The organism is Sphingobacterium sp. MYb388 (assembly GCF_037479535.1).
Classification (GTDB): Bacteria; Bacteroidota; Bacteroidia; order Sphingobacteriales; family Sphingobacteriaceae; genus Sphingobacterium; species Sphingobacterium anhuiense.
Map to the genome: position 1 here is coordinate 150403 of NZ_JBBGYV010000006.1, position 19449 is coordinate 169851.

Here is a 19449-nt window from a genome sequence, read left to right on the forward strand (position 1 = left end):
TTTATCTATAAATAATTTGTAATTTAGTACTATATCTCAACGTTATGTTAGTCCGAATTTACGATAATAACCCCAATGAAAAGTCAATACAGCAAGTTGTTGACGTTCTAAAAAAAGGTGGAGTCATCATCTACCCCACCGATACGGTTTATGGTATAGGATGCGACATTACAAATCAGAAAGCAATAGAAAAAGTTTGTGAAATTAGAGGATTAAAGGCAGATAAAGCCAATCTATCCTTTATTTGCTATGACTTGACAGATATATCTTTGTATACCAAACCATTTGATACAACCGTTTTTAGAGTATTAAAAAAAGCCCTCCCAGGTCCATTTACATTTATCTTTAATGCCAGCAGTCAAGTTCCAAAATTATTAAGTTCCAAAAAGAAAACAGTGGGTATCCGTGTTCCTGATAATAATATCGTACGCGAAATCGTACGTGTGCTTGGTAATCCCATTGTTACAGCCTCCATTCGAGATGAAGATGACATTCTAGAGTATTCAACAGATCCAGAATTGATCCATGAAAAATATGAAAATCTAGTCGATTTAGTAATTGATGGTGGTTATGGTGATAATGTTGCTTCTACAGTAGTTGACCTTACAGAGGGCGAATTTGAAGTTATCAGAGCTGGCAAAGGAAACTTAGAGGAATATCTATAAGATATTCCTATTCTCCACCTGTTTCTTTAAAGCTTCATTAAAAGACTTAAAACCATTGGAGGTTACACCATAAATCATCTTTCGAAAAAAATAAACCAACACTCCGGAAAAGTATTCACCTTGAGTCACAACTGTTGCATGATCAGATTTTTTTTCGAGTATAAAATAATGTTCGCCATCGAACAAACCTGGAATAAAAAGACTGCCTTTCCAACGAAGCTCCTTCTGAGAATTAATTACTAAAAACATCGGATTCATGGTCATACTTGGTCCATCAGGCTGTTCCAATCTAACCTTCGATCTTTCTCCAACGCTTGGAATAGAAAAAAAATGCTTAATTGTAGGGCTCCAGATAGAGTAACTATTAAAATCAGCTAATACATTCCAAACTGATTCGATTGATGTATTAATAGTAATTGTCTGTTCGATATGTGCTTTCATATACCAAAACTAGTATATTCAAATAACCATACACTTGACTTTTATCAAGAATTAATTTTTGCTCTTATTCGGCTCAATGTTTCTGGAGACATACCCAGTACAGACGCAATGTATTGAAGCGGCACTCGGTTAAACAGCGCTTTATGCTGTTCAAAATATAAATGATAGCGTTCTTCTGCCGTATGCGCTATAAAGTTATATATGCGATCTTCCAATTGTAAAAAACATTTCGCTATAAATCTTTTTTCCAACCGATTCCAATCAGGGATCTGCTGTTCAAATAAAAGATAATCCTGTTTAGAAATGGAAAGTAACTTCGTATCCTCTAAGACCTGAATACTCCATCTGGCAGGCTCATCAAAAAGAAACGAAGATAAGTCAGTAACGAAGTACCCCTCCTGCCCTATCCATTGCGTAACCTCGCCTGAAGCATTTTCTTTAAACACGCGGACAATACCCGACTGAATAAAACTCAATCGATCACAGCGTTTACCGTGTTCTAAAAAATATGTTCCTTTTAAAAGATCCTCTTCGACAAAAGAAGATAATATGGCGGTCAGATTATTGGGGTAAACATCAAAAAGCTTCGCAATTTGATCTTGAAAAAATGTATTCATCTCCTAATACTGAAGATTTGAAAATTAAATTATAAAACGACAAGTTCTTCAACGATGACGTGACCAACATGCTCATTGACTCGTCCCAATATCTGCCTGCGCATTAAAACAAGTTCATTTTTAATTACAGCAGACTCGACCTTTACAAAGAGTTTTTTGTCTTTAATATAGATCTGTTTTGTCCGATTGGCAATAGCCTTACCTATCAACGTTGGCCATACTGCCAGAATAGAAGTTTCTTCAAATTTACGTTTCAATTTGTAAGCATCCAAAAGACGGTCAATCGCCTCTTTTATTGTGATATCATCACTCGAACGAATATATTCCAATCCGCCCTTATACTTCTTATTATACATAAACTTCACCTCCTGCTATGTCAAAGATACGCACTGGACTGGCAATCGCATCAAAAATTCGCTTAATTCTTTTTGCATCTGTATCTGTTAGAAAAATTTGACCAAATTCATCATCAGATACCATCTGCATCAGTTTGTGCGTACGTTTATCATCCAATTTGTCAAAAATATCATCCAAAAGCAATAGCGGTTTAAAGCCTTTCTTTTGCTGAAAAAAGGAATACTGTGCTAATTTTAGTGCAATTAAAAATGATTTTTGCTGACCCTGAGAACCAAATTTTTTCAAGGGCATACCTCCGTGGATGGTGAAAATTAGATCATCTTTATGTATACCCACTGTGGTTCTCTCCAGTGCCCGGTCGCGTTCCAGGTTCTTTTCCAAAATGTTCAAAAATGAATCTTCCATCAAAGGAGATTCATAGACAAGCTGGACAGTCTCTGCATTTTCAGTCAGGTATAAGTAATGCCGATCAAATTCTGGCTGAAATTCAGCCATAAAAGCAATACGTTTATTATAAATGACAGTACCAACTTCATCGAGTTGCATGTTTAGCACTTCAACAAGACCAAGATCCAATACCCCACTTTGTTTGGCCAGCTTTAGTAGCATATTACGCTGGGCAATGATTTTATTGTAAATAATAAGCGTATCCAGATATTTATTATCTGTCTGCGAGATGACATTATCGATAAATTTACGGCGTTCTTCACTGCCATCAGTAATAATTAGGGTATCATTAGGAGAGATCATTACCAAAGGAAACTGACCGATATGATCAGCCAATCTAGGATAATCCTTTTTATTTTTCTTAAATTGTTTCTTTTGATTACGTTTGATGCTACAGGAAATAACATCTTGAAATTCGTTTTTTTCGAATGAACCCTGCAACATAAACCAGTCTTGGCCCTGTTTAATATGTTGCGAGTCGATGGGATTAAAATAACTTTTACATAGGGAAAGATAATGTATAGCATCCAAAAGATTGGTTTTACCAACACCATTATCCCCCGCAAAAGCATTTACCTCCGGTAGGAATTCTAAAGAAGACTCTGAATAATTTTTAAAATTTAAAACTGAAAGCTGACGCAACCACATAGCACAAAGATACGCTATTTAGCGTAGCAACTCATCTATTTTATTTCTTCAAAATCCACAAATTCACCAGCATTGTCAGCCACTTTTCTTTTTGACTCTTGTTTAGGTGGAACATAATCTACCGATATACGACCATCTGTTTTTGGAGCTGATTGCGAACTGTTATTATTTTGACCAAATGTTTCATAATGGAACGAGCCACCACCATTGGTATAGGTAGAGCCACCTTGTTGCTGCGCTTTTTTCATAAGCTTTTCTGCAGCCTTACGCATTGCAAATGGTAATATTAATCGAATTAAGAATTTAACTAAATACCATACAGCGAATGCAATCAATAAAAATTTTAATAATCCTGCCATAACTTTATATTCGTTGTCATTTTAATCAAAAATAAAGAATCTCGTTCAAAACAGTTGTCTTAAAAATGTCAGTATATTCGATTTAACAATTTTTAAGGGTTTGTTTTGGACTTTGCTGTCTCAATTGCACGAAATAATTCCTCTTGACGTTGCGTACCAATTACGTACACCAGACCATCTTTATCTGTTAACCATACCGCATCTTTCCCACCTGCATAAAACTTAATCTTACCATTAATATGTAGATTATAAACAGGATTATTGAAGAAAAACTTACTAAATGGTTTTTTTTCCACCTTAACAATTGAACTCAATTCAATTTTAACTAAGCGCGTAGTCCATAAGCCACTCAACATCACCTTTCCTTCAAAAACTTCGATACGGTACAGCAATAGATACATCATGACCACAGAGGTAATAATAATCGCTATTCCGACTAAAAAAAACAATTGGCTGGAAAGTAATTGATCTATGTTGAGATAAACAGCTGTAAAACAAAACAAGGCCAGAACCAGACGTACACTTATCCAAACACGGTCCCGTCCCAAATATTGATTTTCAGTATATAGAAGTCCTTCTTTTATCATGTTATTTACAGCTTAAAATAAACACTTTATTTGTATTTCCACTTATTTTATATCGATTATCAAGTTGATAGTTTGCTACCCAGATGATATCGCCGTTACCGTTTATTAAAATTGGAACATTTCCCTTTTCAAAAACATTCACCTTATAATTATTAAAAAGATCACTCAATTTTTTACGTCCTGTCATTCCCAAAGGATAGAAATAATCACCCGTTTTCCAAGCTCTTAGCGTCAAAGGAAAAATCAGAAGATTAGCATCTATTTTTGCAATCTGCTTATCCCGAACAATAGAAACATCATGACTATAATCACAACAAAAACTATAATTTCTCCAAGATACAGATTTAGTTTCTGAAGTAATAATGGTTTCATCTTCCTGCTTATACTCTTTTTCACGAATAATCAAAAAATCGCGATCAAGTAACAGATCGTATCCCTCAGATTGAAACAATCGACCTGATTCCTTATCAAAACAAGATTGGAGATCGGTCAGCACACTTTTACTAAAACAAAATGGTGAAAATAATTCATACAACAGGGGAAGATCCGTTATATGCTTCCGAAGCTTTTCCTTTTCAATAATCCAAGCTTCTTGTTCCTTTATAAAAAGGTCATTACGAAGGGGTGTTATGAATTGTTGCAACAAAGCATAGCTTTCCTTGAAGTGAGCAATGTTCTGTTCAAAAATACGTTCAAAATCAGGTTGCATTTTTTTAAATTGCGGAATAATGTCGATACGTACTTTATTACGCGCATATTTTGTCGAAAAGTTGGATTGATCATCACGGTATGGAATCTGATATTCCTGGACATAATGCAATACTTCCTCTGCTTTAAGAAACAGTAATGGACGAATCAGACGGTCGCGTTTTGCCTGAATGCCCTGTAGGCCTTGAAGGCCTGTTCCACGGGATAGATTTAACAACACCGTTTCAATATGATCATTCAAATGCTGTGCAACAGCTATTTTGTCAAAACTTAACGCTTCTCTTAATTCTTCAAACCAGGAATACCGCAGTTCGCGCGCAGCCATCTGTATAGAAATTCCTCTTTCGGAAGCTATCTGCTCTGTGTCGAAATGCCTCACATAAAAAGGGATACCATGCGCTTCAGCGAAATCCCGAACCAAGCACTCATCCAGATCAGATTCTGCACCACGTAATTTAAAATTACAATGAGCAATAGCTATCTGATAACCGGCCTTTGCCAATAAAAAAGTCAAAAGCATCGAATCGCGTCCACCGCTCACTGTCAACAAGATCTTATCATCATCCTCAAAAAGGCTGTTATCTTTGATAAAAAATGTTAATCTTTCCAGCAAATTCATATATCAAAGATAATGTATATTTTTTGAGCATATATTTGTTTAAATGAAAAATTACCATTAATCAACAAGTTCAATTAAAATACATATTTTTGTCTCTGTGAAACAATACTTTTTGTCCTTTATATTTATGGCCCTGGGCCTCATGCTAGCATCTGCACAACAGCAAGATGAACTCCGTTTATTGTCGTCTTCTTACAGTGTTCTCAATTCAAAAACAGGCAATGCAATGTTTTACAGACCGGTTTATGAACATAAAGGATCTACCCTCTCTGCAGATAGCGGTTATTTACATAAAGACGACATAGGGCGCCAGTTCTTTGAAGCTTATAGCAATGTGATCATTACACAGCCTACCGGGACTCAAATATTCGCGGATAAACTTCACTACGATGCGGCTTCACAAAATGCAACGCTAACGCAAAACGTCCGTATGGTCAGTCGGTCTTCCATACTTACGACCAATCATCTGCAGTATAACATGAGAAGTAGTGTTGGAAATTATTATGGTGGCGGCCGTATCACTAGTGGTACAGATACCATTACGAGTACCAATGCGACTTATTTCGAAAATACACAAGATGCCTTTTTCAATAAAAAAGTCGTGGTACGAACACCAAATGTCAAAATATACACGGATTCAATGAAGTATAATTCGCCTAGCAGTATGACTTACTTCTATACCCCTACCAATATCAAAGGGAATAAAGGGGAAAATCTATATACAGAAAAAGGAGATTATAATACCAATACCGGCGTAGCAAACTTCACAAAGAAAAATCTATATACCGAAGGCAGTAAAATGCTAAAAGGAGATACGCTGCATTATGACCGACGAACCGGAGAAGGAGAAGCGATCCGGAATGTTGTATTTGTCGACACGACCGATAAGTTTTATGCCTATGGGGACAAAGGATTATATCGACAGTCGGATGAATCCATCACGATGACCGACAAGCCCTTGATCATCTCTGTCGTCAAAAAAGATAGTACGCAAAGTGATTCAACAAATACTGGAAATTCAAAAGCCAATCCGTCCAATAAAAAAGAGGTAAAGAAGAAAGAAAAAGAAGATAAAAAGGTTAAAGAAGAAGTTGTCTCAAAAGATAATAACAAGGGAGAGAATAAACTAGTCAAATTAGATCCTGTAGTAGTACCTAAGGACTCTGTACAGATGGATTCAATATTTATGACTGCAGATACCCTGTTCTCAAAAATGATTCTCCGAAGCACCTATATACCCAAAAATTTCAAACTAAGCCGTGATGGTGGTGAGCTCGATGTAGAGGTAGATGAAGATTATGGAGACGATAATGATAGTACGGATACCGATTTTACAGCAGGTTTAGATTCTTTGCAGCAGCAGGGTGATACCTTAGGAAAAAAGGAAATCAATACCGATGCACCTCAAAAGAAAATTAAAGACAAGCAAGCTGTCTTAAAAGAAAAAACCAAACAGGAGCCTAAAAAAGCAAGTCCAAATACTGAAAAAACAACAGCAAAACCTGTTGTAAAAGATTTAAATCGTTTTGAATTAGAGAAAAATAGTAAGGCTGACAGTATTTTGCGAAAAAATGCAGTCGTCCCAAAAGCAGATTATAGTGATCAGATCTTTAATAAAGCTCTTAAAGCTGCGAAAAACAATCATGAAAAACCTGCAGCTCCACCCGACACAGCAAAAACCCGTATTGTCAAAGCATACCATAATGTGCGCATGTTTAAATCCGATTTTCAAGCTGTAGCAGATTCTGTTTACTATGGTATGGCAGATTCTATGTTCAGGCTAATGGGAAAACCGATGATCTGGGCAGAGAAATCTCAAATATCCGGTGATACGATTTTTCTGCAATTTGTGAATCAGAAACTGGACAATACGTTAATTGTAGGTAATGCTTTTATGGTAAATGCAACTTTGGACTCCGCTAAATACAATCAGTTAAAAGGCCGTAAAATAACCGGATTCTTTGATAAAAACAGTTTAGAGCGGATGTTCGTTGATGGAAATGCCGAAAACATCATTTATGTCGTCAATGAAGAAACCAATGTAGCAACAGAATTATTCCATGATCGCAGCAGCCGCATTAAAATTTATATGGAAAACAATAAATTGAAAGAGTATGTTTCCATTAGAAAAGTTGATGGTAAAGTCTACCCAATTGCCCAGTTAACGCAAGAAAAAGAATTTCTACCGGGGTTTATTTGGAGGCCGGAAGATAGACCGAAGTCAAAAGAAGATTTACTCAATAGAAAACGATCTGTTGCAAAAGACGAGATTAAAGTTCCCGAGGCTGAAAACAAAGAGGGAAAACCTAAAGAGAAAACAATTAAAAATATAGAAAGCGAACCGGAGGAAAAGCCTCAAGAAGAAGTTAAAAAACAAACTACGCCTAAGCGGGAAATTCAGAAAATGGAAAGTAAGGCTCAAGGAGAAAAATTGCAGGCCGTACAAGATAGCACTCTTATTAAAGCAGTTTCTCCAAATAAAGAACCGATCAAAAAGTAAGATTTAATTAAAAGATCATCAACAATGCGGCCTGTCAATAATACCGCATTGTTGATGATCTTCAAATAAGTTAATGTCTTTCGGAAACCAACAAGCGCTTAGCACTATCTGCAGCGATCACAATACCTGCTGCCAACATAATAATATCTTTTATAACCAAACGCCCTGCTGCGGAAAGATAGGGAAATCCATAGTGAGGTGTCGGAAAATCACCACCTAAATTTGGCACAAATGTTTCTGGCGTGGTAATCAAGAATGATAAAGTCACGAGGGACATCCCAAATGTCAAAACACCACTAAGCAATCCTATTTTCGGGAACCATATACCCAATAAAACAAAAAATCCAATTCCGACAATAACCGCTCCCAAGCCATAAGAAAATAGATATGTCCTGTTTTCATTATGCCAATCCACATTTTTTTGAACAGTTTTACCTTCAGGATTTTTATACTGCTGATACTCTGGTGCCTTCTTGCTGTAAAAAAAAGACATAACTGGACTATTGGCTACAAAAGGTACAATACCATCAGCTTCGTACTGAAATGCCTTTAAACCACCTATCCATGCCATCACCAGAAAGACTGCAAAACGTAAAAAATTAATAAATTGATTTTGTAGTCCCGCTAGAAAAGAAATAAATCTGTACATAGTTGTCTATATTTGATATGGCTACAAATTTCCTTTTAATAAATCAGCTATGACATGGACAAATCGGTAAATTCAATAGATTATTTAGCCACAATGGAGATCCCTACACGCTCTCGAAAACCTGAAGGAGAAATACCAACATTCTTCTTAAAATACCTGCTAAAGTAAAACTCATCTTCAAATTGAAGTTTTGCAGCTATTTCTTTGACAGATAAATATGTCAGATGCAACATTTTTTTTGCTTCAAGAACAACACGATCCTGTATCAATTGGGAAGGAGATTTTCCCAATTCTTTTTTAACCTTTTTGCTGAATGAATCTACTCCAAGAGCAAGTTCATGTGCATAAAATTGCACCGATCTCTCGAAAAGAAAAGCAGACTCCAACAGTTCTTGAAATTTTAGACTAACTGTCAATTCGTTCTGATAAACATCGGTATGAACAAGCTGAAGAGATTTTTCCTTACTACAAAGAGCCAAAACAAGTTGTAGATAAGATTTTAATACAGATTCAGAAAATGGACTTCCTCCATCTTTCTCAAGTTCAATTTTATTAAAAATTCTTTTTATTTCAGTAAATAAAATCGGAGAAATAGTCACAAATGGTGTTAAGTAGATATTGTTAAATAATAAACCATTGCAAGCAACTTCCTTTTTATGATATTCAATGCAGTAAAAATCACCATGGAACTCCAATTTAATAATGGAAGCCGGTGTTGTCCCCTGCCACTGGAAATGTTGATAAGGAGATAAAAAAACCAAACTATAAGCCGCGCTGGAATAATTTGAAAAATCAACCGAAAATTTCGCCGGATTTTCGAACATAAAAATCTGATATAAAGCCGATTGAAAATCATCTTGAAGCGAAGATGTATGAAGATGCTGAATATCGATTAACATAGTTTTTCTTCTAAATTTTTAGCTCCATTATAATCTACTTTGAAAAAAATAAAATAGACTATTCTAGCGTTCGCTTAATTAAAGTAACATCGATTTACAGCTGACTAAATTGAAAAGCAACACCTACTGCTATAATACTGCTCTTTGACCAGTTTTTATAAAAAACTTTTCTAATACCAGGACAGAAACCAGATCTTCTACCATCTGATTTTCAAACCGTTTCACAAACTGATGTGCATTCTTAATGATTTCTTCTGCCTTTTCCGGATTTTCGATATAATAATTTAATTTCACTTCTAAATCCGAATAATCATCTTGGATATGTATATAATGATAATCAGGGATCAATAACCCTTCCATAAACCAAGTTTCAAACTTTGGAATTGGCATTACGGCAATAGAATTTGATGACATCACCCATTTTAAATTGGTCGCCACATCATTTCCTTCTAAGGCCAGTATAAATTTATAATGTAGATGTTCTGTTATTGAAATCGCAGGTTTATACCAGCCTTTATGTTGATTCTTTTTAGAGACATCTCCTAAATCGCACAGAGGATGATCAAAATAGATCTGAAAAAAACGGCTTCTGTGCTCCTGTTGAACTGTAGCGCGTCCCAGCAACATATTTTTTTTATCTCGAAAAGCAATCTCATCTTTGATAAAATTAAAATGCCTGACTTTATCCATATTTAGCAATACTGAATTGCAGTTATTTCCTCCAATAGGTCTACTTTTCACAATTGCAGGTGTTTTGGGAATATCAACAACATCACCTGGAATCATATCTATTCGAAGATCACCGTCAAAATATCGTAAATATTCTTTCAGATCAAAATAATAAACCGAACCTTTTTTAGGTCTCTTCATATCCTTTAAGTAGCAAGCACCCTCTCCCACTGTTTGAATCTCATCTAGTTTATTGTAATAAGCCAGACGATCAATTATAGCATGGTCATAAGAAGAAAGATTGTTGATCATTGCTACTCTTTTGAATCGAAACAAAGGCAAAAATGAATATTCCCGGAAACTAGCTTTCACATAATATCCAAACTTAAAATTCTTATTCTTAAAAAATATTCGTTTTATATTCATTTCTAATTACTCAAAAACGCGGCTAATTTCTGAACAGCGACTGCCCGGTGGCTGATACTATTTTTCTCGTCTGCCGTCATTTCCGCAAATGTTTTACTATAGCCATTTGGTATAAAAATAGGGTCATAACCAAATCCATCCGCACCTTTACGTTCATCAATAATGTGGCCTTCAATACTACCTTCAAAAAAATGTTGCTGACCGTTTAGGTTAAGTGAAATCACTGTTTTAAATCGAGCGGTACGATTAGCGATACCTGCTAACTTCTCTAGAACCAAATTAATATTTTTTTCCATATCACGGCTACCAGAATAACGGGCCGAATACACACCTGGTTCACCATTTAATGCATCAATTTCCAACCCAGAATCATCTCCGAAACAATTTAATCCATATTTATTGACTAAATAATCTGTCTTCTGTTTTGCATTCTCATGAAAAGTAACACCTGTTTCAGGAATATCTTCATGGCAATCAATATCAGACAAAGATTTAAGTAGGAATTTCTTTCCTACAATAGCCTGCACCTCTTCCAATTTATGTGCATTATTAGTCGCAAAAATAAGTTCAATCATCCGAATAAGATTTTATTCAAATGTATTAAATATAATAGAAAAAACAGCTAATTATCCGAGCTAAAGACTAGCTCTGATGTTGAATTAATGACTTAAACTCAGTCCAAAAAGCTTTTTTCTTAACCATGTCTGCAAACATCTCTTCAAAACTGTAGGTATTGAAGACTGTCGCAATACGACCGTGCATATAGGAGTTATGCGCAATCTCAGGCAACTTTAATGATAAAGGTTCAACGCCTAGAAGAATAATCTTTTTAGGAGTGAAAAATGACATAATTCGCTTAAAGTCATTTGGATTGTGTGCATTGGCCAAATTAACAACCGCAACATCAGCAACTGTTAGCTTAAGCGCCCCAATTGTCTTTACAAATGCCTCCTCTGCTTCCGGAGAAAAGTAAGGATAAGCGGGATATCTTAAGATAAACAGAATTCCTTTTGCTTTAGAGCCTTGATATATAAATTCCTCAACAGATTCCTGATGAGCAGTAACCTGTTGAGGATTTAAAGGTGAAGATACCGATTCAGACTGACCCGAAAAAGCTTCTACAGCATCGGCCGTCGCGAATATAGTCTCGGACATGAATGCCTGTAAAGCAATGGGGTCTGTAGTCAGTAAATTCGACATATTCTTATTATTTACCCAAAATATAAGAGAAAATCAAAGGAGCAACAATAGTTGCATCAGACTCAACTACGAATTTAGGTGTATCGATATCTAATTTACCCCAAGTGATTTTTTCATTTGGAACAGCACCAGAGTAAGAACCGTAAGATGTTGTTGAATCAGAGATCTGACAGAAGTAAGACCAGAAAGGAACATCTTCCCACTCTAAATCTTGGTACATCATCGGAACAACACAAATAGGGAAATCACCAGAGATACCACCACCGATTTGGAAGAAACCAACACCCTTACCAGAAGAGTTAGCACGGTACCACTCTGTTAAGTAAATCATATATTCGATACCAGATTTCACTGTATGAACATTTAATTTACCTTTGATTACATTAGAAGTAAAGATGTTACCTGTCGTTGAATCTTCCCATCCTGGACAAACGATAGGCAAGTTTTTCTCTGCAGCAGCAACAATCCAAGAGTTTTTAGGATCAATTTCGTAATATTGTTCCAACACTCCGGAATTAACCACCTGGTATAAAAATTCGTGTGGTAAATAACGCTCACCTTTTGCTTCAGCTGCATGCCATACATCTTCCAAATGTTTCTGTAAACGACGGAATGCTTCCTCTTCAGGAATACAAGTATCTGTAACACGATTATAATGTTGATCTAATAATTCTCTTTCTTGCTCTGGAGTCAAGTCACGATAGTTAGGAACACGCTTGTAATGTGAGTGTGCTACTAAATTCATAACATCCTCCTCCAGGTTAGCACCTGTACATGAGATGATATGTACTTTATCTTGACGAATCATTTCAGCCAAAGAAATTCCCAATTCAGCAGTACTCATTGCACCACCTAAAGAAATTAACATTTTACCACCTTCTAATAGATGAGCCTCATAACCTTTAGCTGCATCCACCAATGCCGCAGCATTGAAGTGAAGGTAATTTTCCTCAATAAACTGAGAAATAGGACCTTTTTGTGTACTCATAATATTTTGTTACTTTTAATAAAATAATAAGTGTAGCAAAGGTACTGAATATTATTTATTTTAAGCTTGGAGGTCTGCCAAACAGCATGCTATTCAAGCATTTTTTAACAAATGTTAAAAAATATTTGCAATCTTAAATTACCCATCGCTCACAGGAATCCAAAAATTCCTGGTTAATATCAGCACCAATACCCGGAAGATCCGAAAGATGAATATGATATCCTTTATATTGAATACCACCGACAACAGGATCCTCTAGATGGCCGACCATACAAGTATCCAAATCATAAAACTTCACATTCGGCGCAGCATAAGCAAAATGAACTTTCGCGGCTAAAGCCAATCGACTTTCAAGCATCCCCCCTATCATACAGGGAATATTAAATTCAGCAGCTATTGCGGCAATTTTTAATGCCTCATGAATGCCTCCTGATTTTGAAAATTTAATATTAATATAGTCACAGGCATCTGCACGACACAAGCGTTCCGCATCATGATGGCTATAAACAGATTCATCTGCCATGATCAGAACCGTTGTTTCGGTACGAAGTTCAGGAAGCAAATGATCTAAATAAGTACGCATAGGCTGTTCACAAAACTGAATCTTAAAAGGTTCCAGTCCCTGCAAAGCCTCTACAGCACCTTCGTATGTCCATCCTTGATTTGCATCAATACGAATCGGCATATCAAAGCCGACCGCTTTACGGATTTCCCGAATCCTTGCGATATCCGTTTTAGGATCCTTGCCCAATTTCACTTTCAACATCACAGCCCCTGCACGGTACAACTCTTTTGCCTTAGCTGCCATTTCTTCCGGACTGGCGATACCTAACGTGATATCGGTTACGATCTCTCGTGGAATACCTTTTAAAAATTGATATAACGGAACTCCTGCATTTTTTGATGCAATATCATATAAAGCCATGTCAAATGCAGATTTTATTGTTGTATTGCCGGCTATATACATATTTAGCTCTGCGAGACGCTCCTCTATATTTAAAGGATCTTTACCTTTCCATAACTTCGCAAAGTCACGCGCTATCACTAAACAGGTGTCCTGGGTTTCCCCTACAATCATAGGAAAGGCAGAACATTCACCAACCCCAACGATTTCGGTATCCGTACGAATCCGAATAAAGGTGTTCTGTGCAAAATCCATAGTGCCTGTTGCAATGACAAAAGGCTCCATAGGAATGCTTAATCTATAAATTTCTATTTCAGTGATTTTCATGGTTTAAACTATTATGTATTTCCTACCTCACAGCGAAAATAACAAAAGCTAAGATAGATAAAGAATATCTAAAATATAGCGCAAAGCTTATCCGTTCTAGAATTAGTTATATGCTAAAATCTATTATTTTTTAAGGACCTGTCTCCGATCGACTTCTTATTGAGATCGGAATACAATGCGCAAAGGAAAGTCCGTGAAAGTCCATGGATGTCCGTAAAAGTCCATACAAGTGCATACGTTATTTCGCCTTACTCCGACATTGCTAGGGCATTGGCAGGACAACTCTTCGAGTCTGGTTCGAGTACCCTTCGACTATTATTCGACAGGTATTCGGCAGGGTGGCGAACACCTACCGAATAGACCACGAACAACTGTGGGGCTTGTCTCCTATCTCTCCCCTAGCAAACTCGAACTTAAGTCAAACGGCAGTCATTTCACAATTGAATAAAGTAAGAGTTGATTTCGCCCTTCGTTCGCAAAAGGTTCGAAAAGGATTCGTCTTGCTTATACTAATCCTATACCCATCCTATACCTCGCCTATACTGAAACAGTAGACAAACGGAAGACAAACAGAAGACAAACAATAGACAAAAGGTAGAGCTTTACCGAAGGCTTCCCGAACAAAGTGCGAATAAAGAGTGAAGCATACTCTAATCAAGTAAAAGGCAGATAATCTTGATGAACCCGCTTTAAAAACTGCATCACCAATCATTAAGATGATACAAATCATTTTATTACAACACGTAACATGCTCATTCAAAAAACAAATCACAAAGCTCTTCCAAAATACAATATCAGCAATAAAAGACTTTTTATTTACAAATAACATAAGCTTATTTAAAATAATTTATAAAATCTATAATATTTTAATGTTTTTATTCATATATTAGCAAAGTAATAATTGAATAGGAAGATGATTGAAAGTAACACAAATCAGCAAGGGCTATACGACCCGAGTTTTGAGCATGACGCCTGTGGGGTTGGTTTTGTAGCGCATATTAAAGGAATAAAATCACATGCACAGGTAAAAGATGCCTTGACCATGTTAGAAAATATGGAGCATCGTGGTGCTTGTGGCTGTGATCCAGAGAGTGGAGATGGCGCAGGTATTATGATCCAATTACCACATGAGTTTCTTTGGGAAGAATGTATTAACCTAGGTATACAACTTAAAGAACCAGGATATTATGGAGCAGGAATGGTTTTCCTACCCAAAGAACCTGAAATGAACAAAATTTGCAGAACAGTTATACAAGAAGCGGCTACTGAAAGGGATATGAAATTCCTTGGATTTCGGGATGTACCAGTAAGTAGAGCAGGTATAGGCCCGACAGCATTAAGCGCTGAACCCGAAATAGTTCAATTCTTTATCGACAGACCCGAGACCGTACATAACACTGAAGAATTTGAACGCAAATTATTTGTCCTCAGACGTTTGATTATCCAAAAAATCAAACAATATCAAGAATATCCACTACCGCTTTACTTCGCTTCCCTATCTTGCAAAACAATTATTTATAAAGGTCAGTTGACAACTTACCAAGTTGGCACTTATTTTAAAGACCTTCGCGATCCAAGAGTTGTTTCTGCATTTGGATTAGTACACTCTCGCTTTTCAACCAATACTTTCCCTTCCTGGTCTTTAGCACAGCCTTTCCGTATGTTAGCGCATAATGGTGAGATCAACACATTAACAGGAAATCTGAACTGGTTTTACGCAGGCATGCGTGCGCTTTCGTCTCCTTATTTTACAGAAGAAGAGATGGAGATCTTATTACCTGTTGTAGACCGTGGTCAATCTGATTCTGCATGTCTAGACAATGTTGCAGAACTTTTATTACACAGTGGCCGCAGCCTTTCCCATGTGATGCTGATGCTGGTCCCTGAGGCTTGGGATGGCAATACACAAATGGATCCATTAAAACGAGCATTTTATGAGTACCACGCCACATTAATGGAACCTTGGGATGGTCCAGCTGCTCTTTGTTTTACTGATGGCAAGTCCATTGGTGCAACCCTAGATCGAAACGGATTGCGTCCTTTACGCTATGCCATTACTTCAGATCATCGAGTCATCGTTGCTTCAGAGGCAGGCGCACTCCCTATTGATGAATCAACGATCATCAAAAAAGGAAGACAACAAGCTGGTAAAATTTTCTTGGTCGATATGGAACAGGGTAAAATTTTATCTGACGAAGAGGTAAAAGGCGACTTAATACGTCAACAGCCTTATGGCGATTGGTTAGACAGTTATAAAATAAAATTAACAGAATTGGCTGAGCCTCGTGTTACTTATACCTATCTGTCTAAAGAGTCGGTATTTAAGTATCAGCAGACTTTCGGATATTCGAGAGAAGACTTAGAAACAATTCTAACACCAATGGCACTGACCGGGTATGAGCCAACAGGTTCCATGGGATCTGATGTACCATTAGCTATACTTTCCGATCAACCGCAACATTTATCCAGTTACTTCAAGCAGTTTTTTGCTCAAGTGACAAACCCTCCAATTGATCCAATAAGAGAGCGTTTAGTTATGAGTCTAGCAACATTCATTGGAAATGCAGGCAACATACTCATTGAAGATAAAAAATTCTGTCACTGCGTTACGCTCGAACATCCGATATTGACCTCGAAAGAATTAGAAAAGCTACGGTCAATAGACACGGGTGTATTTCAGGCAAAAACTTTACAATCTTACTTCCGAGCAGATGGTCAAAATGGTTCTCTGGAAGCTGGATTAGAACGCCTTTGTCGATATGCAGATGATGCTGTACGTGATGGCTTCGAAGTATTGATACTTTCAGACCGTGCCATTGATTCACAACATGCTCCTATCCCGTCCATATTAGCTGTATCTGCAGTACATCACCATTTAATCAAAACAGGAAACCGTGGTGCTGTCGGTCTTGTTGTAGAAGCTGGAGATGCTTGGGAAGTTCATCATTTCGCATGTTTACTTGCATTTGGTGCGACTGCAATCAATCCTTACATGGCTCTTGCGAGTATTCGTACGATGAAAGAACAAAGTAAAATCGAAACCGAATTAACATGGCCTGAACTTTCCAAAAACTATGTAAAGGCAGTAAATGCGGGATTATTAAAGATATTTTCAAAAATGGGGATATCGACCCTGCAGTCGTATCATGGTGCACAAATTTTTGAAGTATTAGGTTTAGATAAAACTGTTGTAGACAAATATTTTTGCGGTGCCGTATCCCGTATCGGGGGCTTAAACTTGGACGATATTGCACAGGAAGTATTGACAAAACACTGGGTGAATTTCAAAGAAAGCCGTACTCCACAAAAATTGCTTCCTGAAGGCGGTCTTTACCAATGGAAACGAAGAGGTGAAGGACATCTTTGGAACCCAGATACTGTACATCTTCTACAACAGGCTTGTCGCAATGATGATTATGCTACTTATAAAAGATATGCGGAAAAAATAAACAACCAAAAAGAACAGATGTTCACCCTGCGTGGTTTATTAGATTTTGCTAAACATAGAACAGCAATTCCTTTAGAGGAAGTAGAACCAGCTAGTGATATTTTAAAACGTTTTGCCACAGGTGCGATGTCATTTGGTTCTATTTCACATGAAGCACACAGTACACTGGCAATTGCGATGAACCGCATCGGTGCAAAATCAAATACTGGAGAAGGTGGTGAAGATGAGCTCCGTTATCAGCCTCTTCCTAATGGTGACTCGATGCGCTCTGCAATCAAACAAGTAGCATCCGCAAGGTTTGGCGTTACATCCAACTATCTGACACAGGCAGACGAAATACAGATCAAAATGGCTCAAGGTGCTAAACCTGGAGAGGGCGGTCAGCTTCCTGGACCTAAGGTTAATGAATGGATTGCTAAAACAAGACATTCAACGCCAGGTGTAGGGTTAATTTCACCGCCACCACATCATGACATCTATTCGATTGAAGATTTAGCACAATTAATCTTTGATCTAAAAAATGCAAACCGTGCTGCACGTATCAATGTCAAACTCGTTTCAAAAGCGGGTGTTGGAACTATTGCTGCGGGTGTCGCAAAAGCACATGCCGACGTTATACTGATAGCAGGATTTGACGGAGGAACAGGAGCTTCTCCGATCAGTTCGACAAAGCACGCAGGTTTACCTTGGGAATTGGGATTAGCAGAAGCACACCAAACTTTGGTGAAAAACAAACTTAGAAGCCGTATCGTACTACAAGCAGATGGACAGGTAAAAACTGGACGTGACATCGTTGTAGCAACCTTATTAGGTGCAGAAGAATGGGGCGTATCAACTGCTGCCCTTATTGCTGGTGGCTGTATCATGATGCGTAAGTGTCACTTGAATACTTGTCCAGTAGGTGTAGCCACACAAGATCCAGAATTAAGAAAATTATTCACCGGTAAACCTGAGGACATTGTTAACCTATTCCGCTTCATGGCCGAAGAAATCAGAGAGACCATGGCAGAATTGGGTTTCCGTACCATCAATGAAATGGTAGGAAAAGCACAGTTCCTTAAAAAACGTGAGAACATAGATCATTGGAAAGCTTCCAAAATTGATTTCTCAGGGATATTATATGTTGAGCCCAACGATCCTAATCAGTCTCTTTACAATACTGAAGAACAAGATCACGGCATGGGTATGATCTTAGACTGGGGATTATTGAAACAAGCGAAACATGCCTTAGAAAGCAAAACTCCAGTTTTTGGAACTTTCACGGTTAAAAATACGGATCGTACCATCGGTACGCTATTGTCGAATGAGATTTCTAAACTATACGGATCCGAAGGCTTACCTGATAATACCATCAATTACAAATTTGAAGGTTCTGCGGGACAGAGTTTTGGTGCATTCTCAACAAAAGGACTATCATTTGAGTTAGAAGGTGAAGCAAATGATTATGTTGGTAAAGGATTATCTGGTGCACAATTAGCGATCTATCCGAAAGCAGAAAGTAAATTGATACCGCATGAAAATATCATCATCGGTAATGTTGCTCTATTTGGTGCTACATCGGGACATCTCTTTATTAATGGACAAGCCGGCGAACGTTTTGCTGTTCGTAATTCAGGTGCTACGGCAGTAGTAGAAGGTCTTGGCGACCATGGTTGTGAATACATGACCGGGGGACGTGCACTTATCTTAGGAGCTACTGGAAGAAATTTCGGCGCTGGTATGAGCGGAGGTATCGCCTGGATCTATGATAAACAAGGAACATTTAGAGACAATTGCAATACTGAAATGGTAGATCTTGATCCATTGGAACAAGAAGATGAAACAGCAATTATTGCATTGCTAAAAAGACATATTTTACTCACAAACAGCAAAATTGCACAACATATCCTCGAAAACTGGACTGCTGAGAAAAACAGCTTTATCAAAGTATTTCCAAAAGAATACAAACAGGTATTACGTACAAAATTAGTTGAAGCATAATCAGGAGGAAA

General features: G+C 37.3%; 17 protein-coding genes. 3 read left to right on the forward strand and 14 right to left on the reverse strand.

Annotated elements, in window-relative coordinates; genetic code table 11:
- The first annotated feature begins 44 nt into the window (after positions 1 to 44).
- Positions 45 to 665: an L-threonylcarbamoyladenylate synthase gene (locus tag WH188_RS18455; RefSeq protein WP_021188797.1), complete on the forward strand. Its 621-nt coding sequence runs from the start codon at positions 45 to 47 to the stop codon at positions 663 to 665.
- Here WH188_RS18455 and WH188_RS18460 read toward each other — a convergent pair.
- The 7 genes from WH188_RS18460 to tilS form a co-directional block, all read right to left on the reverse strand.
- On the reverse strand, positions 660 to 1106 hold the full coding sequence (locus tag WH188_RS18460; protein WP_168128240.1) for an SRPBCC domain-containing protein: 447 nt from the start codon (positions 1104 to 1106) through the stop codon (positions 660 to 662). The two genes, WH188_RS18455 and WH188_RS18460, sit on opposite strands and share 6 nt — an antisense overlap.
- A gap of 44 nt (positions 1107 to 1150) precedes the next feature.
- Positions 1151 to 1723, reverse strand: a complete 573-nt coding sequence (locus tag WH188_RS18465; RefSeq protein WP_168128241.1) for a Crp/Fnr family transcriptional regulator — start codon at positions 1721 to 1723, stop codon at positions 1151 to 1153.
- A gap of 29 nt (positions 1724 to 1752) precedes the next feature.
- Positions 1753 to 2079 (reverse strand): DUF721 domain-containing protein, encoded by a 327-nt coding sequence (locus WH188_RS18470; RefSeq protein ID WP_021188794.1) that lies wholly within the window; start codon positions 2077 to 2079, stop codon positions 1753 to 1755.
- Entirely contained in the window at positions 2072 to 3175 is a 1104-nt protein-coding gene (recF, locus tag WH188_RS18475; protein WP_021188793.1) for a DNA replication/repair protein RecF, read from the reverse strand. Before recF ends, WH188_RS18470 begins: the two co-directional genes overlap by 8 nt.
- A 35-nt stretch (positions 3176 to 3210) precedes the next feature.
- On the reverse strand, positions 3211 to 3534 hold the full coding sequence (locus tag WH188_RS18480) for a DUF4834 family protein (protein WP_021188792.1): 324 nt from the start codon (positions 3532 to 3534) through the stop codon (positions 3211 to 3213).
- Between the two features lie 92 nt (positions 3535 to 3626).
- Entirely contained in the window at positions 3627 to 4121 is a 495-nt protein-coding gene (locus tag WH188_RS18485) for a hypothetical protein (protein ID WP_132772360.1), read from the reverse strand.
- 1 nt (position 4122) lies between these two features.
- Positions 4123 to 5448, reverse strand: a complete 1326-nt coding sequence (gene tilS, locus WH188_RS18490; RefSeq protein ID WP_168128242.1) for a tRNA lysidine(34) synthetase TilS — start codon at positions 5446 to 5448, stop codon at positions 4123 to 4125.
- A 142-nt stretch (positions 5449 to 5590) separates the two neighbouring features.
- On the opposite strand from tilS, the gene WH188_RS18495 reads away from it, so the two are divergent.
- Entirely contained in the window at positions 5591 to 7948 is a 2358-nt protein-coding gene (locus WH188_RS18495) for an OstA-like protein (protein WP_339424454.1), read from the forward strand.
- A gap of 70 nt (positions 7949 to 8018) precedes the next feature.
- On the opposite strand, the gene WH188_RS18500 is transcribed toward WH188_RS18495, so the two are convergent.
- The 7 genes from WH188_RS18500 to WH188_RS18530 form a co-directional block, all read right to left on the reverse strand.
- Positions 8019 to 8597 carry a DUF417 family protein gene (locus WH188_RS18500; RefSeq protein WP_168128244.1) on the reverse strand — a complete coding sequence of 193 codons (579 nt, stop codon included), beginning with the start codon at positions 8595 to 8597 and terminating at the stop codon, positions 8019 to 8021.
- An 80-nt stretch (positions 8598 to 8677) separates the two neighbouring features.
- On the reverse strand, positions 8678 to 9496 hold the full coding sequence (locus WH188_RS18505) for a helix-turn-helix domain-containing protein (protein WP_168128245.1): 819 nt from the start codon (positions 9494 to 9496) through the stop codon (positions 8678 to 8680).
- Between the two features lie 129 nt (positions 9497 to 9625).
- Positions 9626 to 10591: a glycosyl transferase family 90 gene (locus WH188_RS18510; RefSeq protein ID WP_168128246.1), complete on the reverse strand. Its 966-nt coding sequence runs from the start codon at positions 10589 to 10591 to the stop codon at positions 9626 to 9628.
- A 2-nt stretch (positions 10592 to 10593) separates the two neighbouring features.
- Entirely contained in the window at positions 10594 to 11166 is a 573-nt protein-coding gene (locus WH188_RS18515) for a non-canonical purine NTP diphosphatase (RefSeq protein ID WP_168128247.1), read from the reverse strand.
- 67 nt (positions 11167 to 11233) lie between these two features.
- Positions 11234 to 11791: a hypothetical protein gene (locus WH188_RS18520; RefSeq protein WP_168128248.1), complete on the reverse strand. Its 558-nt coding sequence runs from the start codon at positions 11789 to 11791 to the stop codon at positions 11234 to 11236.
- A 7-nt stretch (positions 11792 to 11798) separates the two neighbouring features.
- A complete protein-coding gene (locus WH188_RS18525; RefSeq protein ID WP_021188785.1) occupies positions 11799 to 12779 on the reverse strand; it encodes a deoxyhypusine synthase family protein in 981 nt (326 codons plus the stop codon).
- Between the two features lie 133 nt (positions 12780 to 12912).
- The gene (locus WH188_RS18530; RefSeq protein WP_168128249.1) at positions 12913 to 14010 is read right to left on the reverse strand and encodes a mandelate racemase/muconate lactonizing enzyme family protein; all 1098 of its coding nucleotides are present in this window, start codon (positions 14008 to 14010) and stop codon (positions 12913 to 12915) included.
- Positions 14011 to 14923: 913 nt separating this feature from the next.
- On the opposite strand from WH188_RS18530, the gene gltB reads away from it, so the two are divergent.
- Positions 14924 to 19438 (forward strand): glutamate synthase large subunit, encoded by a 4515-nt coding sequence (gene gltB / locus WH188_RS18535; RefSeq protein ID WP_168128250.1) that lies wholly within the window; start codon positions 14924 to 14926, stop codon positions 19436 to 19438.
- Positions 19439 to 19449: the final 11 nt, after the last annotated feature.

Excerpts from the sequence above, each read along its gene's own strand:
- WH188_RS18455 (WP_021188797.1), top strand. The coding sequence starts at position 45 with ATGTTAGTCCGAATTTACGATAATAACCCCAATGAAAAGTCAATACAG.
- WH188_RS18460 (WP_168128240.1), bottom strand. The coding sequence starts at position 1,106 with ATGAAAGCACATATCGAACAGACAATTACTATTAATACATCAATCGAA.
- WH188_RS18465 (WP_168128241.1), bottom strand. The coding sequence starts at position 1,723 with ATGAATACATTTTTTCAAGATCAAATTGCGAAGCTTTTTGATGTTTAC.
- WH188_RS18470 (WP_021188794.1), bottom strand. The coding sequence starts at position 2,079 with ATGTATAATAAGAAGTATAAGGGCGGATTGGAATATATTCGTTCGAGT.
- recF (WP_021188793.1), bottom strand. The coding sequence starts at position 3,175 with ATGTGGTTGCGTCAGCTTTCAGTTTTAAATTTTAAAAATTATTCAGAG.
- WH188_RS18480 (WP_021188792.1), bottom strand. The coding sequence starts at position 3,534 with ATGGCAGGATTATTAAAATTTTTATTGATTGCATTCGCTGTATGGTAT.
- WH188_RS18485 (WP_132772360.1), bottom strand. The coding sequence starts at position 4,121 with ATGATAAAAGAAGGACTTCTATATACTGAAAATCAATATTTGGGACGG.
- tilS (WP_168128242.1), bottom strand. The coding sequence starts at position 5,448 with ATGAATTTGCTGGAAAGATTAACATTTTTTATCAAAGATAACAGCCTT.
- WH188_RS18495 (WP_339424454.1), top strand. The coding sequence starts at position 5,591 with ATGCTAGCATCTGCACAACAGCAAGATGAACTCCGTTTATTGTCGTCT.
- WH188_RS18500 (WP_168128244.1), bottom strand. The coding sequence starts at position 8,597 with ATGTACAGATTTATTTCTTTTCTAGCGGGACTACAAAATCAATTTATT.
- WH188_RS18505 (WP_168128245.1), bottom strand. The coding sequence starts at position 9,496 with ATGTTAATCGATATTCAGCATCTTCATACATCTTCGCTTCAAGATGAT.
- WH188_RS18510 (WP_168128246.1), bottom strand. The coding sequence starts at position 10,591 with ATGAATATAAAACGAATATTTTTTAAGAATAAGAATTTTAAGTTTGGA.
- WH188_RS18515 (WP_168128247.1), bottom strand. The coding sequence starts at position 11,166 with ATGATTGAACTTATTTTTGCGACTAATAATGCACATAAATTGGAAGAG.
- WH188_RS18520 (WP_168128248.1), bottom strand. The coding sequence starts at position 11,791 with ATGTCGAATTTACTGACTACAGACCCCATTGCTTTACAGGCATTCATG.
- WH188_RS18525 (WP_021188785.1), bottom strand. The coding sequence starts at position 12,779 with ATGAGTACACAAAAAGGTCCTATTTCTCAGTTTATTGAGGAAAATTAC.
- WH188_RS18530 (WP_168128249.1), bottom strand. The coding sequence starts at position 14,010 with ATGAAAATCACTGAAATAGAAATTTATAGATTAAGCATTCCTATGGAG.
- gltB (WP_168128250.1), top strand. The coding sequence starts at position 14,924 with ATGATTGAAAGTAACACAAATCAGCAAGGGCTATACGACCCGAGTTTT.